The organism is Sanguibacter inulinus, from assembly GCF_013415325.1.
Taxonomy (GTDB): domain Bacteria; phylum Actinomycetota; class Actinomycetes; order Actinomycetales; family Cellulomonadaceae; genus Sanguibacter; species Sanguibacter inulinus.
This window is the reverse complement of record NZ_JACBYE010000032.1, coordinates 15,773-36,179: the sequence shown is the minus strand read 5'-3', so window position 1 is coordinate 36,179 and position 20,407 is coordinate 15,773. Positions and strand designations below refer to the sequence as shown.

At 71.1% G+C, this 20,407-nt stretch carries 16 protein-coding genes, 2 tRNA genes and 1 other RNA gene; 11 read left to right on the top strand and 8 right to left on the bottom strand.

The window, feature by feature from the left end; genetic code table 11:
• Positions 1 to 157: 157 nt before the first annotated feature.
• Both HZZ10_RS12760 and upp read right to left on the bottom strand, forming a co-directional pair.
• Positions 158 to 913, bottom strand: a complete 756-nt coding sequence (locus HZZ10_RS12760; RefSeq protein WP_179913796.1) for a winged helix-turn-helix domain-containing protein — start codon at positions 911 to 913, stop codon at positions 158 to 160.
• A gap of 459 nt (positions 914 to 1,372) precedes the next feature.
• Complete coding sequence (gene upp / locus HZZ10_RS12755; protein WP_056135721.1) at positions 1,373 to 2,011, bottom strand: uracil phosphoribosyltransferase; 639 nt, start codon at positions 2,009 to 2,011, stop codon at positions 1,373 to 1,375.
• A 169-nt stretch (positions 2,012 to 2,180) separates the two neighbouring features.
• Here upp and HZZ10_RS12750 point away from each other — a divergent pair, with 169 nt between their 5' ends.
• Positions 2,181 to 2,669, top strand: a complete 489-nt coding sequence (locus HZZ10_RS12750; protein ID WP_179913804.1) for a nucleoside deaminase — start codon at positions 2,181 to 2,183, stop codon at positions 2,667 to 2,669.
• A gap of 36 nt (positions 2,670 to 2,705) precedes the next feature.
• Here the strand turns inward: HZZ10_RS12750 and HZZ10_RS12745 are convergent, their stop codons facing one another.
• Together HZZ10_RS12745 and HZZ10_RS12740 are read right to left on the bottom strand one after the other, a co-directional pair.
• Positions 2,706 to 3,587 (bottom strand): NAD-dependent protein deacetylase, encoded by an 882-nt coding sequence (locus HZZ10_RS12745; RefSeq protein WP_179913803.1) that lies wholly within the window; start codon positions 3,585 to 3,587, stop codon positions 2,706 to 2,708.
• A 341-nt stretch (positions 3,588 to 3,928) separates the two neighbouring features.
• On the bottom strand, positions 3,929 to 5,722 hold the full coding sequence (locus tag HZZ10_RS12740) for an arabinan endo-1,5-alpha-L-arabinosidase (protein WP_308507573.1): 1,794 nt from the start codon (positions 5,720 to 5,722) through the stop codon (positions 3,929 to 3,931).
• Between the two features lie 213 nt (positions 5,723 to 5,935).
• Here HZZ10_RS12740 and HZZ10_RS12735 point away from each other — a divergent pair, with 213 nt between their 5' ends.
• From HZZ10_RS12735 to HZZ10_RS12710, 6 genes are all read left to right on the top strand, one after another.
• Positions 5,936 to 7,495, top strand: a complete 1,560-nt coding sequence (locus HZZ10_RS12735; protein WP_179913795.1) for a peptide MFS transporter — start codon at positions 5,936 to 5,938, stop codon at positions 7,493 to 7,495.
• A 69-nt stretch (positions 7,496 to 7,564) separates the two neighbouring features.
• Positions 7,565 to 7,654, top strand: a tRNA-Ser gene (locus HZZ10_RS12730).
• A 396-nt stretch (positions 7,655 to 8,050) separates the two neighbouring features.
• On the top strand, positions 8,051 to 8,911 hold the full coding sequence (locus HZZ10_RS12725; RefSeq protein WP_179913794.1) for an SCO4651 family lipoprotein: 861 nt from the start codon (positions 8,051 to 8,053) through the stop codon (positions 8,909 to 8,911).
• 342 nt (positions 8,912 to 9,253) lie between these two features.
• Positions 9,254 to 10,507, top strand: coding sequence for a hypothetical protein (locus HZZ10_RS12720; protein WP_179913793.1), 1,254 nt, complete (start codon positions 9,254 to 9,256; stop codon positions 10,505 to 10,507).
• Between the two features lie 108 nt (positions 10,508 to 10,615).
• Positions 10,616 to 11,536, top strand: a complete 921-nt coding sequence (locus tag HZZ10_RS12715) for an LLM class F420-dependent oxidoreductase (protein ID WP_179913792.1) — start codon at positions 10,616 to 10,618, stop codon at positions 11,534 to 11,536.
• A 174-nt stretch (positions 11,537 to 11,710) separates the two neighbouring features.
• Complete coding sequence (locus HZZ10_RS12710) at positions 11,711 to 13,021, top strand: uracil-xanthine permease family protein (RefSeq protein ID WP_056135740.1); 1,311 nt, start codon at positions 11,711 to 11,713, stop codon at positions 13,019 to 13,021.
• Between the two features lie 173 nt (positions 13,022 to 13,194).
• On the opposite strand, the gene HZZ10_RS12705 is transcribed toward HZZ10_RS12710, so the two are convergent.
• The 4 genes from HZZ10_RS12705 to HZZ10_RS12690 form a co-directional block, all read right to left on the bottom strand.
• Positions 13,195 to 13,875, bottom strand: coding sequence for a LytR C-terminal domain-containing protein (locus HZZ10_RS12705; RefSeq protein WP_056135743.1), 681 nt, complete (start codon positions 13,873 to 13,875; stop codon positions 13,195 to 13,197).
• 24 nt (positions 13,876 to 13,899) lie between these two features.
• The gene (locus HZZ10_RS12700) at positions 13,900 to 14,196 is read right to left on the bottom strand and encodes a type II toxin-antitoxin system VapB family antitoxin (RefSeq protein ID WP_056135746.1); all 297 of its coding nucleotides are present in this window, start codon (positions 14,194 to 14,196) and stop codon (positions 13,900 to 13,902) included.
• The gene (locus HZZ10_RS20070; RefSeq protein ID WP_179913791.1) at positions 14,193 to 16,322 is read right to left on the bottom strand and encodes an alpha/beta-hydrolase family protein; all 2,130 of its coding nucleotides are present in this window, start codon (positions 16,320 to 16,322) and stop codon (positions 14,193 to 14,195) included. Before HZZ10_RS20070 ends, HZZ10_RS12700 begins: the two co-directional genes overlap by 4 nt.
• Before the next feature lie 137 nt (positions 16,323 to 16,459).
• Positions 16,460 to 16,544 (bottom strand) — tRNA-Ser (locus HZZ10_RS12690).
• Positions 16,545 to 16,737: 193 nt separating this feature from the next.
• On the opposite strand from HZZ10_RS12690, the gene ffs reads away from it, so the two are divergent.
• From ffs to HZZ10_RS12670, 4 genes are all read left to right on the top strand, one after another.
• An RNA gene (ffs, locus tag HZZ10_RS12685) (signal recognition particle sRNA small type) lies at positions 16,738 to 16,834 on the top strand.
• A gap of 483 nt (positions 16,835 to 17,317) precedes the next feature.
• A complete protein-coding gene (locus HZZ10_RS12680; RefSeq protein WP_056135753.1) occupies positions 17,318 to 18,223 on the top strand; it encodes a MetQ/NlpA family ABC transporter substrate-binding protein in 906 nt (301 codons plus the stop codon).
• Positions 18,224 to 18,374: 151 nt separating this feature from the next.
• Positions 18,375 to 19,652, top strand: coding sequence for a methionine ABC transporter ATP-binding protein (locus tag HZZ10_RS12675; RefSeq protein WP_179913790.1), 1,278 nt, complete (start codon positions 18,375 to 18,377; stop codon positions 19,650 to 19,652).
• Positions 19,649 to 20,308, top strand: coding sequence for a methionine ABC transporter permease (locus HZZ10_RS12670; RefSeq protein ID WP_056135758.1), 660 nt, complete (start codon positions 19,649 to 19,651; stop codon positions 20,306 to 20,308). Before HZZ10_RS12675 ends, HZZ10_RS12670 begins: the two co-directional genes overlap by 4 nt.
• Positions 20,309 to 20,407: the final 99 nt, after the last annotated feature.

The window sequence follows — 20,407 nt, the reverse complement described above, 5'->3', positions numbered from 1 at the left end:
GCCGGGCTCGGACGCGTCGGCCCCCACCCGCGCGCAGCGACACAGCACCGACAGTCGGTCCACCTCTGGTGGGCCGGCTGTCTGCGTCTGGGAGCCGGTCGCGAGGGATGGACGGCCTAGGGGTGACCTGAGTGCGGCTATACCTCTGGGGACAGCCTCACCCCGCCTGGCGGACCTGGACGACCGAGACGTCCGGGGACGGCTCGAACCTGTACCCCGCCCCGCGGACGGTGAGGATCTCGACCTGCAGGCCGAGCTTGTCGCGCAGCCGCCGGACGTGGACGTCGATCGTGCGTGACCCCGGCTCGGTCGCGCGGGACTGCCAGACCGAGGCGAACAGCTCGCTGCGCGGCACCACGCGTCCCGCGGAGGTGACCAGATAGGCGAGCAGCTCGAACTCCTTGTAGGTCAGCCGCTGCTCGACCCCGTGCACCGAGACCCGACGCGAGGGCAGGTCGATCGACAGCCGCGGTGCCGTGACGGCAGGCTGCACCGCGTCGTACCCCGCTGCGGCAGGCTGCACCGCGTCGGACCCGGCTGCGGACGCCGGCGCCCTGTCCTGCACCGCAGGTGTGCGCTCGACGAGCTGGAGGTGGGCGAGCCTGTCGCGGAGCGCACCGAGCTCTCCTGTCCGCCCGCCGCCCCTCCCTCCGGACGTCTGACCGAGCGAGAGTGCCGTGAAGGTCTCGGCCGTGGGCAACAGCTCGCGGGCGAGCTCGCCGAGTGCCTCGGCCAGCTCGACGATCTCTGCCGTGCGCTGGTCGCGCCCGTCCGGGGCGACCCCGACCCACAGGACGAAGCCCTGCTGCGGTCGTGGTGCCCCGGCGTCGCCTCGAGTGATGTCCTGCGCGGTGGACGTCGATGTGGGGGTACGTGTGACTGAGGGTGCTGCGAGGTCTGCGGTCGCCGTCATGGCTGTCTCCGGGTGTGCGGGTCCTGCACCTGTGGCAGGAAGGATCGGTCCTGGGCTCGGGGAGAGGTCAGGACCGACAGCACGCACGGCCGCACGCGGGGACGACGACCAGCACCTGCGAGGTGGGGTCGACTGTCGGGCGTGGGCTGGTCACCCGCGCAGAGTCTCAGACCGCACGGCGATCGACCAGGCCCATCCCTAGAAGTCTCACCTGTCGGACCGAGCGGCAGTCGGAGGGTGGGACTCCCGGCTCCCGACTCCCGGCTCCCGGCTCCCGGCTCCCGACTCCCGACTCCTGACAGCGCAGTGAGTAGCAGACCACCGGATCACCAGACAACGGTGGGACGGTACCGCGAGGCGACCGGCGGGAGTCAGGAGGCTGCTCCAAGCCGGGGAAAGACAGCGACGGGCCGCACCCCATGGGGTGCGGCCCGTCGTCGTGTGCTGGGACCGGGACGGTCAGTCGACCACGCCGTACAGGCGGTCGCCCGCGTCGCCGAGGCCCGGGATGATGTAGGCGTTCTCGTCGAGACGCTCGTCGACGGCTGCGACGACCACCTTGACGTCTCCGCGGTCTCCGACGGCCTTCTCGAGGATCTCGAGGCCCTCGGGTGCGGCCAGCAGGCACACGGCCGTGACGTCGCGCGCCCCGCGGTCGAAGAGGAAGTCGATCGCGGCGACGAGCGTGCCGCCGGTCGCGAGCATCGGGTCGAGGAGGAAGCACTGACGGCCGGTGAGGTCGTCCGGGAGGCGGTTCGCGTAGGTGACGGCCTCGAGGGTCTCCTCGTTGCGCTGCATCCCCAGGAACCCGACCTCGGCTGTCGGGAGCAGGCGGGTCATGCCGTCGAGCATGCCCAGCCCGGCGCGCAGGATCGGGACGACGAGGGGACGCGGGTCCGCGATCCTCGTGCCGACGGTCTCTGCGACGGGGGTGCTGATCGTGTGGGGCTCGGTGGCGACCTCGCGGGTGGCCTCGTAGGCCAGCAGGGTGACGAGCTCGTCGACGAGGAGGCGGAACGTCGGGGACGCCGTCTCCTTGTTACGGAGGACGGTGAGTTTGTGGGCCACGAGAGGGTGGTCGGCGACGTGCAAGCGCATGGTGACAACCTACAGCGTCGCCCGACCGGCTGCGTGCGACCTCGGACCCGGAGCCGCTCGGCGACGGCCCGTCGCGCTCGTGGTGCCCGGGCCGAGCCCCGGTAGGCTCGCCGCCATGACCTCCCGCACGCCGTCTCGCTCGGTGCCACGCCCTGAGCTGGACCGGCTGATGGGCCTGGCGATCGACGAGGCCCGCCTGGCCCTGCGCACGGGGGACGTCCCCGTCGGAGCCGTGGTCGTCGGGCCGGACGGGCAGGTCGTGGGCCGCGGGCACAACGCCCGCGAGGCGACAGGTGACCCGACCGCTCACGCCGAGGTGCTCGCGCTGCGTGACGCGGCGCAGACCCTCGGCGAGTGGCGGCTCGCCGGTTGCACCCTCGTCGTGACGCTCGAGCCCTGCGCTATGTGCGCAGGGGCGACCATGCTGGCCCGCGTGCCCAGGCTCGTGCTCGGGGCGTGGGACGAGAAGGCCGGCGCCACGGGTTCGGTGTGGGACCTGGTCCGCGACCGTCGCAGCACGCACAGGGTCGAGGTGCTCGGCGGTGTCCGCGAGGAGGAGTGCGCAGCGCTGCTGCTCGACTTCTTCGCAGGGCACCGGCGCGACGACGCCTGGGACGTCGGCGGAGACCAGCCGGGAAGTGCTGGTCGAGCAGGGTAGGTCGAGCGGCCTTGGCCGTGGATCGCGAGACGGGGCCTAGTCGAGCAGCGCCTCGGCGAGCGCCTCGAGGGTCTGGGTCGCGCCCGCGTCGATGGTGAGCGTCGCGAGCGGGTCACCGCGCGTCTCGCCGCGGTTGACGATCACCACGGGCGTACCTGCCTTCGCCGCGTGCTTGACGAACCTCAGGCCCGAGTGGACCGTCAACGACGAGCCCGCGACCAGCAGCACGTCGGCCTCGTCGACGATCTCGAAGGCTCGTGCGACCCGCGCCTTGGGCACCATCTCGCCGAAGTACACGATGTCGGGCTTGAGGGTGCCGCCGCAGACCTCGCAGGCGACGGGGCGGAAGTGGGCCGTGGTCTCGATCACGGCGTCGGCGTCGGGTGCGATCTCGATGTCCGCGACGTCGCCGATCGACTCGACGAAGCCGGGGTTCGCCGCCTCGAGGCGCTCCGCGAGAGACTCGCGGGACACGACGTGCCCGCAGTCGAGGCAGACCACCCTGTCGAAGCTGCCGTGCAGGTCGACGACCGTCGTCGAGCCGGCGACGACGTGCAGGGTGTCCACGTTCTGCGTGATGATCCCGGTGAGCAGGCCCGCCTGCTCGAGACGGGTGAGCGCCCGGTGCCCGGCGTTGGGGCTGGTGCGCTCGACGTGCCGCCACCCGACGTGGTTGCGGGCCCAGTAGTGGCGACGGAACGCCTCGTCACCGATGAACTGCTGGTACGTCATCGGGTTGCGCGGGGGCGAGTCCGGGCCGCGGTAGTCGGGGATGCCGGAGTCGGTCGAGACACCGGCGCCTGTCAGCACGGCGACCCGCCGGCCACGGACGAGGTCGACGAGCGCGGCGAGGTCCTGCTCCGACGGGTCCGGGTGGTCGCGGCGCGGCGACGGTCGGGACTGTCGCTGCTCGGGCACCTCGCTCGGAGCCGAGCGCGGGCCACGACCACCTCCGGCGGCGGCTGGCGTCGCGTCCTGCGGGAGCTCGGCGGCGTCGACGGCGCTCGAGGCGAGCGGCTGGTCTGCGAGGGAGGGGGATGAGGGTGTCTCGGGCTGTGCATGGTCCACCTCTCCAGGCTACGACCGCACGGGCCGTGCGGCCTCCGAGATCCTTCGGCCCTCCGAGAACACCTGCGCCCTCGGAGGACACCGGCGCGCTCGGAGGACGTCAGCCCCGCGGAGGACGTCAGCTCCGCGGAGGACGTCGGCTCCGCGGAGGACGTCGGCGCAGTGCGGTCGCCGTCCCGGGCACCGAGGGGTCAGGCCCGGTCCCGTCGGCGCGCGAGGACCACGGCGGCAGCGCCCAGCAGCCCGAGGCCGAGGGCTCCTGCCACGGCCTGCGCCGGCGAGGTGCCCGTCTCGGCGAGGGCGCCGGTCCGCGTCGACCCGGCCTGCTGGCGCACGCCGGCCTGGCCTGTGCCCGCCTGCCCGGAGGCCGCGCCCTCACCTGTCGCCGGTGCGGGCGGGACGGCTGCTCCGTCGCCAGGTCCAGGAACCGGGCTGTCCGTCGGCCCGGGCACCTCAGGCGCAGGCTCGCCAGGCATGACAGGCGGCTGCGGTGCAGCGACGGCGAGGGTCGCTGTCGCGGTGGCTGCGGTCCCGTGCGCGTTGGTCACCCGGGCCCGCACGAGCGTCCCGTCCTGCTCGGCGCTGGCGACGGGGAGCTCGAGGGTCGAGGTCGCGACACCGTCGGCAGCCGCGGCGAGCGCCGGGTCCCCGTCTGAGGTCCCACCGCCCGCAGCGACAGGCGCTGCCCCCGCAGGCACCGTCCGCGGCTGCTCGTCGACCGCGGTCCACGTGGATCCTCCGTCGGTCGACGTCTCCCACTCGGCGACCGGGGACGGGATCCCCGCCGTGGTGGTCGTGAAGGTCGCGGTCGACCCAGGTGCGACGGTCACGTCGTCGGGCCCGGTGACGACAGTCGGCAGCTCGACGCGCTGGTCGGCGACGGGCCAGCCGTCGACCCAGTCGAGCCGCTGGATGCCGAGCGTGGGGAAGTACGGGATCTCCTCGTTCGAGGCGTCGTAGTAGTGGAAGGCCAGGTAGTCGCCGAAGACCGACTGCCCGCCGGGCCCGACGACGGCGCCGTGCTCCTCGAGCAGGATGGTGCCGCCGCCTCCGTACATGTCCTTGCCCTCGCGGTCCAGGTAGGGCCCGGTGACGGACTCGGAGCGTCCGACGGCGACCTCGTAGGTCGAGTCGGCTCCCTGGCAGCACGCACCGAAGGACACGAAGAGGTAGTAGTAGCCGTCGCGGTGCGTGATGTACGGCGCCTCGACCGGGTTGCCCGGCATGAACCTGTCGGCGATGTTGACGGTCTGCGCCTGCCAGCCGTCGACGGGCTTGCCGCTCGGCCACTCGAGCGGCACGAGGAAGATCCCGTACCAGAACGACCCGATCGCCATGAAGGGGTTCCCTGCCTCGTCCTCGACGATCCCCGCGTCGATCGCGTTGAACCTCACGTCGCCCGGGAGCCCGGAGACCGGGGACTCGACCACGAGACCCTGGTCGACCCACTCGTAGTCGGGGTCGGCCGGGTCGAGCGTCACGTTGGTCGCGAGCGCGGTGAGCGAGTCGTCGGTCCCGAAGCGTGACGCCGAGTAGTAGAGGTAGTACGTGCCGTCGTGCTCGTACACCTCGGGGGCCCAGAGGTTGTCGGGCAGCGCCCCGTCGGCGAAGTGCTCGTCGATCCACGCAGGGATCTCGTCCCAGACCGTCCCGGCGTACTCCCAGGTGGTGCCGTCGTCGTGGGAGGTGGCGATCTGGATGGTCCCGCCGTTCTCCCGGCCGACCCGTCCTGTCGAGAAGGCGTACCAGGTGCCGTCGTCGTCCACGACCAGGGCGGGGTCGTGGATCGGCGAGGTCTCGCCGACGAGAGTCTTGCCTCCCAGGGGGTCGTCCGCAGGCTCGGCGGCGACGGCGGCCACGGGCTGGGCGGCGGGAGCGGCCGTAGGTCCGGCCGCCCAGCCCGGCGCGGCGAGCGCGACGGGCCCGAGGGCCAGGGCGGCTGCGGTGATCAGGGTGGCGGTCGACCGCCGGAGTCTGTGGTGCACGCGAAGGTCCGATCTGTCGTGCGGTCGTCGTCGACCGCCGTGGCCTACATCGTCGTAGTACAACGATGTAGAAACTATCTGCGGTGGCACGGGCCGTCAAGGGGGCGGACAGTGACGAGAGGGGCCGCACCGGGACGACCTGCACGGTCTGCGGCCGAGCCGCAGGACCATGGTCACCGGGTGGTCCTGCACCAAAAGCGTAGGTTGAGAGCCATGCCCCAGAACGACGGCGCCCGGGCGCCTGCAGACACCCCAGACGCCAGCCCCGTCGACCGGAGGTTCTTCGGCCACCCCATCGGCCTGATGACCCTGTTCGGCACAGAGCTGTGGGAGCGCTTCAGCTACTACGGCATGCGCGCCATCCTGCTGTACTACCTGACGGACACCCTCGCGGACGGTGGCCTCGGGCTCGACTCCGACACAGGGCTCGCCGTCACCTCGATCTACGGGGCCTCCGTCTACCTCCTGTCGGTCGTCGGCGGGTGGCTCGCCGACAGGGTCATCGGCTCACGCCGGGCGACGCTCTACGGAGGCATGGTCATCGCCGCAGGGCACGTGCTGCTCGCCGTGCCCGGCGGTGCGGGCGTCTCCTTCGCGGGGATCGTCTGCGTCGCCATCGGGACCGGGCTGCTCAAGCCCAACGTGTCCAGCATGGTCGGCGAGCTCTACGGGCGTGACGACGAACGCCGCGACTCCGGGTTCTCGATCTTCTACATGGGCATCAACATCGGCTCCTTCACGGCGCCGTTCCTCGTCGGACTGGCGCGGAGCATCGGCGGGTACCACGCGGGGTTCGCCGTCGCAGCGGTCGGCATGGGCCTCGCGCTCGTCGCCTTCGTGCTCGGTCGTGCGCAGCTGGGGGGTGCCGGGGACCACGTCGCCAACCCGCTCACGGCTGCCGACCGCCCGATGCTCGTGCGTGGCGGCCTCGGCCTGGTCCTCCTGCTCGCGCTCGCAGCCCTCGGTGCCCTTGCGGCGACGAGCCTGTCGACCGGGGAGCTGTCCTTCGGCACCTCAGGCATCGTCAACATGATCAGCTATCTCGCCTTCGCGGCGCCGATCATCTACTTCGTCGTGATGCTGCGCTCGCCCAAGGTCACCGCGCCCGAGCGCTCACGGGTCCGTGCCTACATCCCGCTGTTCGTCGCCGCGATGCTGTTCTGGATGATCTTCGAGCAGGCTGCCTCGTCGATGTCCGCCTATGCCGAGAGCAGGACGCGGCTCGACGTCCTCGGGCTGACCATCCAGCCGGAGTTCTTCCAGTCGGTCAACCCCGCCCTCATCATCCTGCTCGCGCCCGTCTTCGCGCTGCTGTGGATGCGCCTGGGACGCCGCGGGCCCAGCACCGCCGTGAAGTTCGGCATCGGGCTGGCACTCGCGTCGCTGTCCTTCCTGTTCCTCGCGGGGATGACCGCGCTCGCGGGCGACGGCCTGGTCAGCTCGTGGGTGCTCATCGGCACCTATGCGCTCCAGACTCTCGGCGAGCTGTGCCTCTCGCCGGTCGGTCTCGCGGCGACCACGATGCTCGCACCCGTGGCCTTCAGGTCGCAGTCGATGGCTCTGTGGTTCCTCGCACCTGCCGCTGGTCAGGCGATCACGGCGCAGATCGTGTCGGCGACCTCGGACCTCACCGAGAACTTCGTGCCGTACTTCGGGATGATCGGCGGTGTCACGCTCGGGCTGACTGCCGTGTTCTTCTTCTTCACGCCGTGGATCACCCGGCACATCGCCGCCGGGGAGAAGGGGCTCAGCGGGCAGGTGGCATCCCGCTGAGGGCTCAGCAGGCCCGCGAGCAGAGGCGATTTTACCGATCGGCGCTCCACCAGGTACTGTTCAGCGCGAGGTAGCGTGTCCGAGCGGCCTAAGGAGCACGCCTCGAAAGCGTGTGTGGGTGAAAGTCCACCGTGAGTTCGAATCTCACCGCTACCGCCACCGTGAGAGCGGCTGCACCCGTCGAGAGATCGACAGGAGCAGCCGCTCTTGCTGTCTCTCCACCCGTCGCCCAGGCGAGACCGGCCCGGCTCAGTCCCTCGCCTCCGCTCGCCTCGCCGCACGGCCTCCCGCGGACCGCACGACCCCGGGTTGACCGGGGCAGTCTGACGCGTCCCGACGCCTCCGTCGCCGCCCGCCGGGGACCTCTCCCCAGGCACTTCTGCCCATCGCGAGCCGCCCCTCGTCAGCGCCTCCCCGGCTACTGTGAAGACACCCCCCAGGAGACGACCGGGTGCACACCCTGCGAGCCAGACCGCAGCCGGCCACGTCTCTCGGTCCTCTGCTCATGGCAGTGCCGGCCCCCGGTGGACCACAGCTTTTCGACGAAGGAGAAACATGCGCATCGCACGCGGAATCGCCGTCCTGTCAGTCGCCTCGATCGGCGTCTTCGGCCTCACGGCCTGCTCGGACGACTCGACCGACACCAAGGACACCTCGTCCGTCATCGGCGGCGGGTCGTCCGACCCCTCCTCCGACGACGCTGCGACCGACGACGCCGCCACCGACGGTGCGGACGAGGCCGACGACTCCGGCTCGGCCTCGGGCGACCTCACCACGGACGACTTCGCGGAGCGCCTCACGGCCGCCACGATCGAGGCAGGCTCGTACAGCCTCGACATGACGACGGAGGCTGCGGGCACCTCGAGCACCATCTCGGCCGACGTCGAGCTCGTCGACAGCACCACGAACATGTCGATGACCATGGACGCCCAGGGTGTCGCCATGGAGATCCGCATCGTCGACGCGATCTTCTACATGAACCTCGGTGACATGAGCGGCGGCAAGTTCGTCAAGATCGACCCGGCCGACGAGAGCAACCCGCTCGCCGGGCAGTTCGACGGCATCGAGAGCCAGCTCGACCCGACCAAGAGCCTCGAGGGCTTCGAGGGTGCGTTCACCAAGGTCGAGAAGGTCGGCGAGCCCGTCGACGTCGACGGCGTCCAGGCGCAGCAGTACACGGTCGTCGTGGACACCACCAAGGTGACCGGTGACCTCAAGGAGCAGGCTGAGGCTGCCGGCGGCACCCTGCCGCCCGAGCTCACCTACGAGTACTGGATCGACGACCAGGACCGCATGGTCCGCACGACGAGCGAGATCGCCGGCGCCACGGTCGACATGACCTTCTCCGGCTGGGGCGAGGACTTCGGCATCACGGCCCCCGGCGAGGACGAGATCTCGACCGAGCCGCTGTTCTGAGACTCACCCGCACGCGCGCCCTGGTGCGCGATCGACGCTGACCCGCTCCGTGGGCCGCCGACCTGGTCGGTGGCACCCCGGGTGAGCAGCTAGCGAGACCTGTGCCCCTGCCACCGACCCACCCGGGTCGGTGGCGGGGGCTCTGTCGTGTCCAGCCCAGGGACGTCGTCGCCTCTGCCAGACCTCGCGTCCGAGACCCATGTGCCCGCCTGCCCTGCCGGTCGTGCCCGCCCGCCCTGCCGGTCGTGCGTCCCGCTCGGCTGGTCGTGCGTCCCGCTCGGTCTGTCGTGCGACCCGCCCGACCGGTCGTGCGACCCGCGCACCGTGTGTGAGACTCGGAGCATGCACGACGTCACGTCCGGAACAGACCAGCTCGCCCTCGTCCCGCTCTTCATCGCCGTGGAACCTCGTGACCCGCGAGGCGAGGCCGACCTCCCGCTCGAGGCCATCGAGCACGTGCCCGCCGCGACCGTCGGCGAGGTCGCCGACGTGCTCGGTCAGCTCGGCGTCCCGGCCGACCTCATGGACGGTGCTGTGCTCGGCGCTCCCGAGTGGGTCGTCGCACGCACCGTCGGCTGGAGCGACGGACGCATCGTCCGATGGGCCCCCGACGAGAACCCCGTCGACGGCCCGTACCCCACACTGTCGAGCGACGACGTCGCCGCCTACCTCGCGCGGGCCCTCGACGTCGCGTGCCGGATCGCGACCGACCTCGAGATCCCGGGTGAGACCCCCGGGGACGACGCCGTCGGCCTGGTGATCGAGGCGCGCGCCGGAGCTGTCGTCGGGCGCATCCGCTCGACCGAAGTGCCCCGTCTCGCCTACCTCACAGGAGCCGACCTCTGGTTCGCGCAGGTCGACGGCATCTCCGTGATCGCCGGTGTCGAGCCTGCAGCAGACCTCGAGGCCGTCGTCACCAGCCCCACGAGCACCCCGACCATCGGGCTCGAGCGCAACGGTCCGTGGCGTCGCATGGGCCTGGTCCGTGGCGGGCAGATGGTCACCGCCCACGAGTGGGGTCCACGCTGGTTCCGGGTCGACCCCTCGGGCGGCTCCGACTCGGCCTCGGGCGTGCTGAGCCTCGTCGACGACTACTTCAGTGCTCCGACGGCTGACGCCGACGAGATCGCGCAGCAGTTCGACCTGAGCCCTGCGCAGACCGACAGGCTCACCACCCTGCTCGACGACGCCGACGCGGACGACCCCTTCACGGCGCTCATGCGGCTCCTCGGGCTGCCCGTCGAGGCCGCCGAGGTCGCCGAAGGATGGCTCCCCCCGGCAGACCTGCCCGACGTCCGCCGCATCGAGTCCCAGCCGCTCGTCCGCGCGCTGTGGTCCTCGGTGACGACGGTCCCCACCGAACCCGGGCATCTCAACGACCTCCAGCGGTTGTGGATCGAGCGGCCGACCGCGTACTGGGTCCTCGCCGGAGCCGAGACCGTGCTCTGCGCGGTCGGTGCCGCGGTCGCCCTGCGCGGACCCGGGGCGCCTGGCTCCCGCGGGCGGCGGGTGCTCGGACGCGCGCTCGTCGCGCTGACCGTCCTCAACCTGGCCGACCTCGCCGTCCCCCGTCGCCTGCGCGGCCTCGGCCGCTGACCGCACCTCGCGCGGCTGCGGCGTAGGGGGGGCGCGTCCTCGGGGTCGGCCGCGGACAGGGGCTGGCACGGCCAGGACGGGCCTCGTCAGCCGCCGTAGGCTGGTCGCATGGACCTCCGCATCTTCACCGAACCGCAGCAGGGCGCGACCTACGACGACATCCTCGCGGTGGCCAAGGCCACCGAGGACCTCGGCTTCGACGCGTTCTTCCGCTCCGACCACTTCCTCACGATGGGCGGCGACGGCCTCCCCGGGCCGACCGACGCGTGGTTGACGCTCGCGGCGCTGGCCCGTGAGACGAGCCGCATCAAGCTCGGCACCCTCGTCACCTCCGCGACCTTCCGGCACCCCGGGCTCCTCGCCGTCCAGGTGGCCCAGGTCGACCAGATGAGCGGCGGGCGCGTCGAGCTCGGTCTCGGCACCGGATGGTTCGCGGAGGAGCACGCCGCCTACGGCGTACCGTTCCCGGCCAAGCGTTTCGGCATGCTCGAAGAGCAGCTCGAGATCATCACGGGCCTCTGGTCCACGACTGTAGGCGAGAAGTACTCCTTCGACGGCACCCACTACACGCTGACCGACTCGCCAGCGCTGCCCAAGCCCGTGCAGAGCCCGGTCCCTGTGATCGTCGGCGGCAACGGTCCCAGGCGCACACCGGCCCTCGCCGCGCGCTTCGGCACCGAGTTCAACGCGGCCTTCCCCGAGATCGACGACATCCCGCAGATGTTCGCGCGCGTGCGCGCGGCCTGCGAGGAGGCCGGTCGCCCGGCCGACGACCTCACCTACTCCGCCGCCCTGGTCATGTGCGTCGGCGCTGACGAGGCCGAGTTCTCCCGCCGGGCCGCCGCGATCGGCCGCGAGCCCGCCGAGCTCCGCGAGCACGGTGTCGCGGGCACCGTGAGCGAGGTCGTCGACCGTCTCGGGACGCTCGCCGAGCACGGAGCCTCACGCGTCTACCTGCAGGTCCTCGACATGGCCGACCTCGAGCACCTCGACCTCGTCGCCCGCGAGGTCGCACCGCAGATCGGCTGACGCCCCCAGGTCGCCTGAGGCCCAGACCGGCTCGCGCCTGCAGACGCGCCGGCACCGGCAGGGCGCCTGACACTGCGAGAGGACCGAGACGGCTGCGGGGGTCCTAGGACCCCCGCAGTAGTCTGCTCCGTGGACCGGCACCAGCCGGCGAGTCACGGACGCAGGAGACACACGGTGAGCTTTGGTTGGACGATCCACGGTGACGGCAAGCACATGGGCCCGACGGACGTCGTCGCCCCCGGCGAGCGGCTGGCCTGGCCGCTGACGATCGGCATCGGTCTGCAGCACATCGTCGCGATGTTCGGCGCGACCTTCCTGGTCCCGATCCTCACGGGCTTCTCCCCGGCGACCACGCTGTTCTTCTCGGCTGTCGGCACCGTCGTCTTCCTGCTGATCACCGGCAACCGCCTGCCGAGCTATCTCGGGTCGAGCTTCGCCTTCATCGCGCCGATCGGTGCCGCGACAGCCTCGGGCGGCCAGTCTGTCGCCGTCGGCGGCATCCTCGTCGCGGGGCTCACGCTCACCGTCGTCGGCGTGATCGTCCACTTCGCCGGGGCGCGCTGGATCAACTCGCTCATGCCGCCTGTCGTCAACGGCACGATCGTCGCGCTCATCGGCTTCAACCTGGCACCGGCTGCCAAGGCGAACTTCGAGCAGGCGCCCGTCACGGCCCTCGTGACCCTCGGTGCGATCATCCTCGCCACGGTGCTGTTCCGCGGGATCCTCGGACGGCTCGCGATCCTGCTGGGTGTCGCGGTCGGCTACGTGACAGCCGTGGTCCGCGGCGAGGTCGACTTCAGCAAGGTCGAGACGGCCTCGTGGGTCGGGTTCCCCGAGTTCACCACGCCGACCTTCCAGGTGTCGGTCCTCGGTCTGTTCGTCCCTGTGGTCCTCGTGCTGATCGCCGAGAACATCGGCCACGTGAAGTCCGTCGCCGCCATGACAGGGCAGGACTTCGACCACCTGGCCGGGCGCGCGCTGCTCGCCGACGGCATCGCGACCAGCCTCGCCGGTGTCGGTGGCGGCTCGGGGACGACCACCTACGCCGAGAACATCGGCGTCATGGCCGCGACCCGCGTCTACTCGACTGCCGCATACTGGGTCGCCGCCGCGGGCGCGCTCCTGCTGAGCCTCTCGCCGAAGTTCGGCGAGGCCATCGCCTCGGTCCCCGCAGGGGTCCTCGGCGGTGCCTCGACCCTGCTCTACGGCATGATCGGCATGCTGGGTGCCCGCATCTGGGTGCAGAACAAAGTCAACTTCTCCGACCCCGTGAACCTCACGACCGCTGCCGTCGCGCTCGTGGTCGGCATCGCGAACTTCAGCTGGACGCCGGGCGACCTCGCCTTCGAGGGCATCGCGATCGGCACAGCGGTCACGCTCGTCGTCTACCACCTCATGCGCGCGCTGGCGCGGTGGCGGGGGACCAGCCAGGAAGCCGCGTCGCCCGCGTCGGCTCCGGCAGGGGTCGAGCTCGAGAAGAGCTGAGGCAGGGCTCGGGAGGAACCGAGCACGGGCTCGGGACGAACCGAGACAGCTCCGGGCTGGGCACAGGCGCACTGCGCCCGTGCCCAGCCCGGAGCTCTTCCCACGGACGATCAGTCGATCAGTCGATCAGTCGATCAGTCGATCAGTCGATCGGCCGGTCACGCCATCAGGCGTCAGCCTGCAGCCGGTGCCTCTTCGGCGGGCGCGTCCTCGGCGGGTGCGCCCTCCTCTGCCGGCGGGGTGGGCACGACGACAGGCTCGGGGGTGAGGCTGTCGAGGGAGCGGCACCCGTCGACCGACGCCATGGGGGAGTCGGCCGCGAGGCCCACCTCTTCGGCCGGGACGAGCTCGGTGAACGACTCTCCGAGTGCCACGTCGACGCTCGCGTCCTCACGGGCGTCGTAGAACAGGTTGGCCGTGGGGAACTGCGCTGCGAGGGTGTAGGCGGAGGCCAGGCCCTGGGTGCCGAAGGAGATGCGCACGTCGTTGAGCTTCGCCTCCTGCGTCTCGGTCGCACTGATGACAAAGCTGCGGCTGGCGAGCGCGTCGGACACCTGACCGGCGAGGCCGGAGCGGTTCGTCGCGTTGAGGACCTTCACGGTGATCTGCTGGTACGGCACGGGCAGCGTCCCGTCGGGCAGGCAGGGCTGGGCCGCCACCTGGTCCCGGACGACCTCTTCTTCGCTGAAGCCGCGGTCGAAGGGCGCGTCGACGGCTCCCGTGTAGACGGCGGCCGCGGCGAGCCCCGACACGGCCAAGAAGGCGATGAGCAGGCCGAAGACGAGCGCCTGTCGCTCGTGCTTGCGCCGTCGGCGCTGCGTGCGGGCGCGCTGGACGTCATCCGGCGTAGTCATCTGTCAAGCCTCTCTGAGTGCGGGTCAGTCCAGGACGAGGACACGTGCGTGCAGCAGCGCACGTTGCTGGAGGGCGGCTCGCACCGCGCGGTGCAGGCCGTCCTCGAGGTACATGATGCCCTTGTACTGGACGACGTGGGCGAACAGATCGCCGTAGAACGTGGAGTCTTCTGCGAGGAGATTGTCGAGATTCAGCTCGCGCTTGGTGGTGACGAGCTCTTCGAGGCGGACCTGCCGGGGAGGGACCGCAGCCCAGTCCTTGGTGCTCACCAGACCGTGGTCGGGGTAGGGGCGACCGTCGCCCACGCCTTTGAAGATCATGGCGCCACTGTAGTGGGCGAGCGCTCCTCGGCGGCACGACGCCGTTCCTCGGCGTGGGCGATCAGGGTCTCGCGCAGCTCTTCGCGGGCCTCGAGGACGTGGTCGAGCCTGCGCAGCACCTCGGGGTCCGCGGGGAGGTCGTAGACGGCGCTGACGAACCGGAGGAGGTCGGGCCTGTAGTCGTGCGCCCAAGCGCGGTAGGGGCCCGGTGCCTGGGCGTTCTTCATGTCGACGAGCGTCTGGAAGAAGGTCGTGACGGGGCGCCAGCGGGCCCACGGCGGCGTCCCGCGCGGACTGACCGGGACGTCCGACGAGACAGGCGCAGGCCGGGGTGTGCGGGCCTCGGGGCTCAGCCAGTCGGGCCTGGAGAAGGCGACGTCGGGGGCCAGCCGTGTCACGCCGTCGTTGTCGTGGCTGACCAGCACGTACCGCAGCCTGGCGCGCCGCTCCGGCCCGAGCTCCTCCAGCTGCGGGTAGTCGTTGACGACGACCACGGTGTCGGGGTCGACCTCGAGCCTGTCGGGCGTCGTGACCTCGGTCATCCACCGGCTCGTGCGAGGCGTGCCGACCCACAGCGCCCGCTCGATCCCGAGGGCCGCCGGGCCGATCGTGCCCCAGTCGACGAAGACGTCCTGGCTCGTCAGCGCCCCGAGGCTCTCGCCGAACACGACGACCCGAGGCCTGCGGTGCTCGGGCATCTCGCGCAGCCGCGCGACGATGCGCATCCACAGGCGCCGGTTCTGCTCGCGGGCGACGGACACCTTGCCGAGGGAGAGCGGAGACGGACGCTTCGAGTACTGCATGGTCACTGTCGCGACGTCACCGAGCGCGAGGTACTGCACGGCCGCGAGCGCGACGTAGTTGACGTAGCCGGTCCCGGTCGGTGACACCAGCACGAGCAGCGAGCGGTCGAAGGCGCCGAGCCGTTCCATCTCGGCGAGCGCGAGGTCGACCCTGTCCCGCGGGGTCGGTGCGCTGTCGAGGCCGACGTACACCTGGACAGGCTCGGCGACGGCGGGGCGGCCCATGACGGTCTCGATCGAGAAGTCGGGCGAGTCCGTGGCCGGTCCGACGAGGGCGTCGACGAAGGGGCGCGGTGGTGCGCCGGCGTCCTCGGGTGCGTCGACCGTGCCCCCCGCGGCGGCTGGCCGGGTCGGGACCCGCGACAGCACGTGACGGCGTCCTTCTCGTCCGAGCGTGGCCCACGGGACGAGGCTGCGGCCGGAGCCGCTGACGGTCGAGGTGGTGACCGTCGTCGGGTCGAGCCCGGCGGTCTTGGCCTCGTCGGTGAGCGTGGCGGTCTCGATGCGCTGCATAGCGCGGTCCCACAGGGCGACCCCCGCTGTGCTGACCGCGCCCAGGCTCGCGCCCCGCGCCACCACCCGCCAGAATCCGGTGGTGCCGGGCAGGACCTCGTGCAGGGCGTCGCCGAGCCTGCGGGTGAGCAGCCCCTCCGCGGCTGCAAAACCGCTGAGCCCGACGACGACCCCGCCCGCCACGAGGACAGAGACGAGACGGGAGTTCGAGCTGACTGACCCGAGGTCCGGGGTGGGCAGCTGCTGGTGCGACCTGTTGCGCTCGACGACGTAGGCCACGCCTGCACCCAGCGGGACGGAGAGCGGGACGCGCGCGAAGGTGCCGCTCAGCCCGAGGGCACGGTCGAGGTGCACTGCGCCGGCGTGGCCGAGGTCGAGCGACGCTCCGGCCGCTCCGGAGAGCGCGACACGGCACGCGGCGAACCGTGCCAGTGCGCGGACCGTGCGTTCTCGGGGTGCTGCGGGGACGAGCAGGGCGAGGCTGGTCCCGACGGGGACGGCGAGCAGGTCGACGGAGATCTCGAGGACCCGGGTGCGGTGCTGCTCGGGGAGCCAGGGAGAGCCGACCAGGAAGGTCGAGCCGACCAGGCGCTCGGCGAGGCCGGAGAGGGCGTCCTGCGCGGCGACCGCGACGAGATAGTGCGAGGCGACCGAGAGGCCTGTCACGAGGCCCTGGTCGACTGCGCTGCGCGGGGCGAGCGAGGGGGCGAAGGTCTCGGAGGTCAGCGCCGACGCGATGAGGAGGCCGGTCTGGGCCGAGCTCGGGCGCGAGCCGCCCCAGATGTCAGGGGGTGCCTCGTGTGCGGCCACGTCTCATTGAACCACCGGGGGCTCGTGAGGGGCAGAGGGCGACCCGCGGAGCCGTGGGCGTCGAGACGGCAGGCGGCCGAGACGTCCTGGGATGACGAAGCCCCCTCCCGGATCCCGGGAGGGGGCTTCGTCTGCTGCGGAGGATGGGGGATTCGAACCCCCGAGGGCGTTAACCCAACCGCCTTTCCAAGACGGCGCCATAGGCCACTAGGCGAATCCTCCAGCACGCACCGGCCGAGGCCAGCGTCACGAGAGTACCGGACGATCTGCCGTGGGGCCGAATCGTGAGGCCTCGACGGGGTCGGACGTGGTGGGGGTCACTCCCGACAAGGTCTGTCGAGGCCTCGTCTCGGCCTCGTCACGGTCTGGCGCGCGGCCGATTTACCTCCCGGCGGGCGGCTGGGTTAACCTGGGGGCTGACCCCTCGTGCGGCGTCATCTCACTGAACTCCCCCAGGGCCGGAAGGCAGCAAGGGCAGGTGAGCTCTGATGGGTGTGCGGGGGGTCTTTTGCGCGCCCGATCGGGCATTTTGCGAGCTTGGCCCGGGTTCATCTCAGCAGGCGACCGCTCAAACGTTCGCATCGTGAGATTTCTGGTCCAGCAATTGGTGCTGCCCGCATCTGCCGCCCCATCATGGAGGCATGTTCACCTCGACCTACGCCACCGTCACCCGGGCCTGCGCACCGCGCCGCCCGATGATGTGCTGTCGTAGCGCCTCGATGTCGTCGATGCCCGGTGGGTGCTGTCGCTGACCTGGCGACCCACCCGGACCGGGGACGACCCCGGTGACCAGCCGTGCGACACGCACGCCCCGCTCTCCCTGTCCACGCCCTCCGCGTGACGACGGCCCGCCCCGCGGCGCCTGACGACAGCGACCACGCACGACCCGGGCCCCGCGCCCGTGACGACGCGCCCCCACACCTCACAGCACACGCTCGCAGCCGTCGGCTGCTCCTCGATGCGCACAGACCTGCGCACCACCCGGAAGGACCACCATGTCTCGCTCCACCCGTACGGCCCGCACCCTCGGCGCCGCCAGCCTCGTCGCAGCACTGACCTTCGGCCTCGCCGCCTGCGGCTCGGACGAGTCCTCGGACGCCGCGAAGGGCGACGAGTCCAACCCTGTGGTCATCGGCGTCGTCAACGCCGCGGCCGACGACCAGTGGTCGGTCTTCGAGGAGCAGGCCGAGGCCGCGGGCATCTCCGTCGAGATCAAGGACCTGGGCAGCTACGACCTCCCCAACGCCGCGCTGACGTCGGAGGAGATCGACCTCAACCAGTTCCAGCACCTCCAGTACCTCGCGGAGTACAACACCAACACCGGTGAGGACCTCACACCGATCGGCGCGACGGCCGTCTACCCGCTGAGCCTCTACTCCTCCAAGTACTCCTCGGTCGAGGAGATCCCGGCCGGTGCCGAGATCGCGATCCCGAACGACCCGACCAACCTGGCCCGTGCGCTCCTCGTCCTCCAGGACGCCGGCCTGCTCAAGCTCAAGGACGGCGGCTCGTCCGTCTCGACCGAGCTCGACGTCCTCGCCGACGAGTCGACCGTGACCGTCACCCCTGTCGACGCGACGCAGACCGCTGTGAACCTCGACAGCATCGACGGTGCCGTCGTGAACAACGACTTCATCAAGGACGCCGGCCTCGCCGCGGACGACGCGCTCTACCAGGACTCGGCCGAGGCCGAGGGCGCCCGTCCGTACATCAACGTGTGGGTGTCCCGCGCGGCTGACAAGGACGACGAGACCTTCCTCAAGCTCATCGAGATCTCGCACTCGCCCGAGGTCCAGGACGCTCTCCTCGAGGCGTCGGGCGGCAGCGCCGTCATCGCCGACCAGGACGGCGCGACGCTCCAGGGCTACCTCGACGAGATCGAGTCGAACCTCAAGGGCTGACGCCTGAGAGCACCGAGGGTGGACCGGCCAGCGCCGGTCCACCCTCGGTGCGTTCCACGCCTCGCCCCACAGGTCCGCACCGCGCACCGAGCGCGAGACGCGTGCACGTGCCACGATCGACCGTCCCCATCCCTGCCGAACGGAGCAGCGCATGAGCGCTAGCCACACCGCCATGGTGAGGTTCACCGACGTCACCAAGACCTTCAAGGGCAGCTCAGGCCCCTTCAACGCCGTCGACGGCGTGACCCTCGAGATCCGCAAGGGCGAGATCTTCGGGGTGATCGGCTACTCCGGTGCTGGCAAGTCGACCCTCGTGCGCCTCATCAACGCCCTCGAGACAGTGTCCGGCGGGACCGTCGAGGTCGACGGCACCGTGCTGACAGGGCGGTCCGAGAGCCAGCTGCGCGCTGTCCGCGCGGGCATCGGGATGATCTTCCAGCAGTTCAACCTGCTGTCCTCCCGGACTGTCGCGGGCAACATCGCCTACCCGCTCAAGGTGGCGGGCTGGGACCGCGCGAGGCGGAAGGCCCGTGTCGCCGAGCTCCTCGAGTTCGTCGGTATCGCGGACAAAGCCAAGCAGTACCCCAACAAGCTGTCGGGCGGCCAGAAGCAGCGCGTCGGGATCGCCCGCGCGCTCGCGACCAACCCGAGCATCCTGCTGGCTGACGAGGCGACGAGCGCCCTCGACCCCGAGACCACCCAGGACGTCCTCGCGCTGCTCAAGAAGGTCAACCGGGAGCTCGGGATCACCGTCGTGGTCATCACGCACGAGATGGATGTCGTGAAGTCGATCTGCGACAGGGTCGCGGTGATGGAGCAGGGCAAGGTCGTCGAGTCCGGCGACGTGTACCCGGTCTTCGCCGACCCGCAGCACCGCGCCACGCGCCGGTTCGTCGGGGCGACGGTCAAAGACCGGCCGAGCACGCAGGTGCTCGAGCGGCTGCGTCACCGCCACCCGCACCGACTGGTCACCGTCGTCGTTCACGAAGACGGCTCCTCCGGCGGACGGATCACCGACGTGCTGCGTGACAACGACGTGCAGGGCACGGTCGTCTTCGGTGGGATCTCCGAGGTGAGCGAGCGCCCCTTCGGCTCGCTCACCTGGGAGCTCGTCGGCGACGAGGCGGCGATCGAGCAGTGCATCGCCACGCTGCGCGGCTACACGCACGTGACCGACCTCGGGACGGCAGCCCACCCGCTCGTCGACCCGCGGGCCGCCGACGCCGCGGCCGCACCGGCCCCGGAGGCTGACGGTGGGACCGGCAGCGCTGACGGCTCGTCACCGCACGACCCGGCGCTCGACGTCGCCTACCCGGCGCCCGGCGCGACCTTCGCAGGAGCCTCGGGCTCCGGGGCGCTGAGCCCTGGCGCCCCGAGGTTCGACAAGCCCCGAACCCAGCGACCGACCACCGAGGGAGACCCGCGATGACCGACTGGTCTGTGCTCGGCCCACGCCTGTGGTCAGCCCTCGGCGAGACCCTCCAGATGGTCTCGGCGACGATGCTCCTCGGTGGGCTCGTCGGGCTCCTCATCGGCCTCGGCCTCTACACGACGCGCAAGGGCAACCTGCTGTCCAACCCCGTCGTGTTCAACGTGCTCAACGTGATCGTGAACTTCGTGCGGCCGATCCCGTTCATCATCTTCGTCACGGCGATCCGTCCGGTCACCTACGAGGTCACCGGCGCGACGATCGGCGTCCAGGCCGTGATCCTGCCGATGACCCTCATGGCGGCCGTGGCCTTCGCGCGGATCGTCGAGCAGAACCTCGTCGCCCTCGACCCGGGCGTCGTCGAGGCGGCCCGCGCGATGGGCGCCTCACGGTTCCGCATCATCTGGTCGGTGCTCATCCCCGAGGCCCTCGCGCCGCTGATCCTCGGCTACACCTTCCTGTTCGTCGGGGTCATCGACATGTCGGCGATGGCCGGTGCGATCGGCGGTGGCGGTCTCGGAGACTTCGCGCTGCGCTTCGGGTACCAGAAGTTCAACGACGAGGTCACCTGGGCTGCGGTGCTCGTCATCGTGGCGATCGTCCAGGTCGCCCAGTACTTCGGCAACTGGCTCGCCAAGAGGGCTCTGCACCGCTGAGCCCGGCAGCACCCAGGACGACGGCCGGTCGTCCCTCGCCTCGTGCGGGGGACGGCCGGCCGTCGTCGTGCCGGAGGCTGCTGGTGGCGTCTGGACCGC